This is a genomic window from uncultured Methylobacterium sp., from assembly GCF_964244095.1.
Lineage (GTDB): Bacteria > Pseudomonadota > Alphaproteobacteria > Rhizobiales > Beijerinckiaceae > Methylobacterium.
In genome coordinates this window covers 8,068-11,934 of the sequence record NZ_CAXTHR010000126.1, presented here as the reverse complement: position 1 = coordinate 11,934, position 3,867 = coordinate 8,068, and the positions used below count along the sequence as shown (strand labels likewise).

Sequence of the window (3,867 nt, the reverse complement as noted above, 5' to 3'; positions counted from 1 at the left end):
CCTTGGCCTTGAAGTGCTCGATGCCCTTGGCGAGTTCGTCGCGCACCGCGAACTGCGCCCGCAGGTCGACGGAGAGCTGCACCGGCGCAAGGTCGGTGGGCTTGGCGACGACGCCGAAGCTCGACAGGTCCTTCAGCACGGTCTGGTCGATGTACTTCTCGATGCCGGCGATGCCGATGTTGTCGAGGTTCGTCGCACCGATGATGTGGGCGGCGGCAACCCCGTTCGGGTAGACGCGCTTGTGGTCGGGCAGGAAGCCGACGCCGGGGATGCCGAGCCGATGGACCTCGGCCTGCTGCTTCGGCGTCAGCTCGCGCTTGACCCAGACGAAGCCCTTCTTCGTGGAGAGCTTGGCGCGCAGTTCCGTCGCGTTCAGCTCGGGCAGCACGGCGGTGAGAAGCTCGACCGCCTCGTCCTTGTCGTAGATGTTCTTCGGCTCGGCGAAGACCGAGACGGTGCGGATGTCGGTGGCGAGGATCTCGCCGTTGCGGTCGACGATGTCGGGGCGGATCGCGGTCGCGGCTGCGGCGGCCACCCGGTGGTCCTGGCTCGGCGGGGCGCCGAAGATCGCGATCGACAGCAGCCGCACGCTGATCGCGCCGAACACGCCGACGAAGGCGAGGCCGACGAGCGCCACGCGGGTGTGGGACCGCTCGATCGCGAGGCGGAACATCGCCCGGAACAGGCGGAGAGCCGGGTTCGCCCGAAGCTCGGCCGGCGCCGCCTCGAACGCTTGGACCGCGGGCGCCGCGGCGGGGTCGCGGTCGCGGTCGGCGGCCGCGTCCTGCGCGGCCCACGGCGCGGCGGCGTCGGACGCGTCCCGGGTCGCGGCATCGCGGGCGTCTTCGGAGACGTCTTGGCGGGGGTCTTGGCGGGCGTCTTGGGACACGGGGACTACCTCGAAGCCGTGTTCGGCGTGCGGGTCGTGACGGTGCGGGTGATCGCCCCGGTGGTGCGGGGCTCGGAGGCCGGGCCCTTCTCCTTCGGGGTCGCGGTGGCCGCGAGCAGCCGGCCGATCTCGTCGCCGCGCTCGGGCCGCGCCGGCAGGTCGGCCAGCCGCCCGAGGTGGCTCGTGCCGATCGGCTCCAGCGCGAGGTGCTTCTCGACAGCCGCCTGGAGTCGGTCGGGACGCGTCAGCAATTGCCACTCGGCGCGCAGGACGGCGATGGCCTGCCGCTCGTCGTGCAGGCCGCTCCTCAGCTTCGACACCCGGCCGCCCTGGTAAAGCGTGTCGTACTTGATCGAGTAGGCGTAGATCGCCGAGGCGACGAGGCCGACAACGGCGAGCAGGTTGAGCAGGCGGATCACCGGCGTGCGCCTCCGCGGGGGGCTTCGGGCAGCGCGGCGAGCGCCTGGATCGCGGCGAGCGGCTCCGGAACGGGGGCTTCGGTCCGCTCGGCCGCGCGGAGCTTGGCCGAGCGGGCGCGGGGGTTGCGCGCCGTCTCGGCGTCGGAGGGCAGCACCGGTCCCTTGGTCACCGGACGGAAGCTCCTCGCCGCGGCGGGGGCGGCGCCGGGCAGCGCCCCCGGCAGATGGCGGGAGTTCTGGACCGCGCGGCCGCTGCGGGCGGAGAAGAACTGCTTGACGATGCGGTCCTCCAGCGAATGGAAGGTCACCACCGCGAGCCGCCCGCCGGGCCTCAGCATCCGCTCGGCGGCGTGCAGCGCCCGGACCAGTTCGCCGAGTTCGTCGTTGACCGCGATGCGCAAGGCCTGGAACGTCCGCGTCGCCGGGTGGATGCCGCTGCCGGGCTCGGTGCGCACGACCCCGGCGACGAGTTCGGCGAGTTGCGCCGTTGTCTCGATCCGGCCGCGGCGGCGGGCCTCGATGAGGGTGCGGGCCACCGCCCGCGAGCGGCGCTCCTCGCCGTAATGGAAGATGATGTCGGCGAGCTCCGCCTCCTCGGCCTCGTTGACGAGGTCGGCGGCGCTGGTGCCGGAGGCCGCCATCCGCATGTCGAGGGGGCCGTCGTTGCGGAAGGAGAAGCCGCGCTCCGGCCGGTCGATCTGCATCGACGAGACGCCGATATCCAGCACGATGCGGTCGGCCTGCGCCGCGCCGAGCGCGGCCAGATGCGCGTCGAGGGCACCGAAGCAGCCGGACACCAGGGTGAGGCGGCCGCGGGATTGCGCGACGAGCCCGGCCCCGCCGGCGATCGCGGCCGGGTCGCGGTCGATGCCGACCACCCGCAGGGCGGGGTCGGCGGCCAGCATCGCGCGGGTGTAGCCGCCGGCGCCGAAGGTGCCATCGACGGCGAGCCCCGCGCCGGGGAGGTCGAGGGCGGCCAGGACCTCGTCGAGGAGGACCGGGACGTGGGACCCGCACGCCGGATCGGGCACGGGGCGCTTCATCGCGCGAGCCCGCCGAAGACCGGCAGAGGGCGCGTGCGTAACGGAGGGAGCCCGCCGGCGACGTGGGAAACGGGTCGGCTCATGGCTTCCTGCGCCCGGCCGCGGCGGCGCGGCGCGGAAGGTTTGGGCGGTTCGGGTCGTGCGGCGGCCAAGGGCGCGCACGCGGACGATCCCCGCTTGCCCGCAGGGTGCGTCCGTCGATCCGAAAATCGCCGTTGACGGGATGATGCCGGGTACCATGGGCCTCTGACGGTCGTCAACGCACGCGCAGATCCGCATCGCGGACGCTCGATCAGACCGCAGCAAGGTTAACTGGCGGTAAGTTTTCCACCGCTTCGCGGCGATTCCGCAGCGATCCGCAGGCCTCATGCCGCTCTAGTGGCGTCGCCACGGCGGAGTCTTGGCGGGGTCTTGGCGAAAGCTTCGCGCCGGGCCTGACGGATGCGGCTTATATTCCGGAACCGCCCGGCGCATCCGGAGAATCGCCGCGATCCGAAGGACTTGGGCAAGGGTTCTGCGTGCCGACAACAGGTCCCGCGCGGGGGCGCGTGCGCCGGACGGACGGGCGGATCAGCCGGCCTGTAAGCCGGGTTCTGTAGGGCCGGGAGCGTAAGGCTCCCGACGTGGCGGCCATTCCTCTGGGACGATCGTCGCCGACCGCCTCGAGCAACCAACCCGGGCGACTGGCCTGGAGAGCGGGCCTGCCCCTCCCCCTCCGGGGCTGGGCGCGCCGCCCCTATTCGGTCTTGCTCCCGGTGGGGTTTGCCGTGCCGTCCGCGTTGCCGCGTCCGCGGTGCGCTCTTACCGCACCCTTTCACCCTGACCCCGGGCCTCGCGGTCCGGGGCGGTCTGCTCTCTGTGGCACTGTCCCTGGGGTCGCCCCCGCCGGACGTTATCCGGCACCGTCTCTCCATGGAGCCCGGACTTTCCTCCCCGGGTCCCGTGCGGAACCCGGAGCGGCCGCCCGGCCGGCTGATCCGGCGCGGATGTGGGCCGGATCGCGCGGCGCGGTCAAGCGGCCTACCAGGTGCCGGTGTTCTCCATCGACGCCCACGGCTCCTGCGGCGGCTTGGCGCCGCCCTTCTGCAGGATTTCAATCGAGATGCCGTCGGGCGACTTCACGAAAGCCATGTATCCGTCCCGCGGGGGCCGGTTGATGGTCACGCCCTTGTCCTTCAGACCGGCGCAGAAGGCGTAGATGTCCTCGACCTGATAGGCGAGGTGCCCGAAGTTGCGCCCGCCGGAATAGGTCTCCGGGTCCCAGTTGTAGGTCAGCTCGACCATCGGCGACTTCTCGGCCTCCGCACGCCCGACGTCGCCGGGAGCCGCGAGGAAGACCAGGGTGAAGCGGCCCTTCTCGTTGTCGATCCGGCGGACCTCCTTGAGGCCGAAGGTGTCGACGTAGAAGGCGAGCGCCGCGTCGAGGTCGGCGACGCGCACCATCGTGTGCAGGTATTCCATCAGACAGGTCTCCCTTGATCCGGAAGCCGGGGCTCCCGCGTCGTCGCAGGGCCGC

At 72.1% G+C, this 3,867-nt stretch carries 3 protein-coding genes, 1 other RNA gene and 1 pseudogene; all 5 read right to left on the bottom strand.

From position 1 onward, the window contains the following. Positions 1–889 (bottom strand): annotated as a pseudogene (locus ACFE86_RS17280) (penicillin-binding protein 2); the annotation flags it as partial. A gap of 5 nt (positions 890–894) precedes the next feature. Further along, entirely contained in the window at positions 895–1,308 is a 414-nt protein-coding gene (locus ACFE86_RS17275; RefSeq protein WP_375456562.1) for a hypothetical protein, read from the bottom strand. Continuing rightward, the gene (gene rsmH / locus ACFE86_RS17270) at positions 1,305–2,351 is read right to left on the bottom strand and encodes a 16S rRNA (cytosine(1402)-N(4))-methyltransferase RsmH (protein WP_375456561.1); all 1,047 of its coding nucleotides are present in this window, start codon (positions 2,349–2,351) and stop codon (positions 1,305–1,307) included. Before rsmH ends, ACFE86_RS17275 begins: the two co-directional genes overlap by 4 nt. Before the next feature lie 566 nt (positions 2,352–2,917). Beyond that, positions 2,918–3,327, bottom strand: an RNA gene (gene rnpB, locus ACFE86_RS17265) — RNase P RNA component class A. A gap of 44 nt (positions 3,328–3,371) precedes the next feature. Then, positions 3,372–3,812, bottom strand: coding sequence for a VOC family protein (locus ACFE86_RS17260; protein ID WP_375456560.1), 441 nt, complete (start codon positions 3,810–3,812; stop codon positions 3,372–3,374). Positions 3,813–3,867: the final 55 nt, after the last annotated feature.

Coding starts and splice junctions, on each gene's coding strand:
- rsmH (WP_375456561.1), bottom strand. CDS start 2,351: ATGAAGCGCCCCGTGCCCGATCCGGCGTGCGGGTCCCACGTCCCGGTC.
- ACFE86_RS17260 (WP_375456560.1), bottom strand. CDS start 3,812: ATGGAATACCTGCACACGATGGTGCGCGTCGCCGACCTCGACGCGGCG.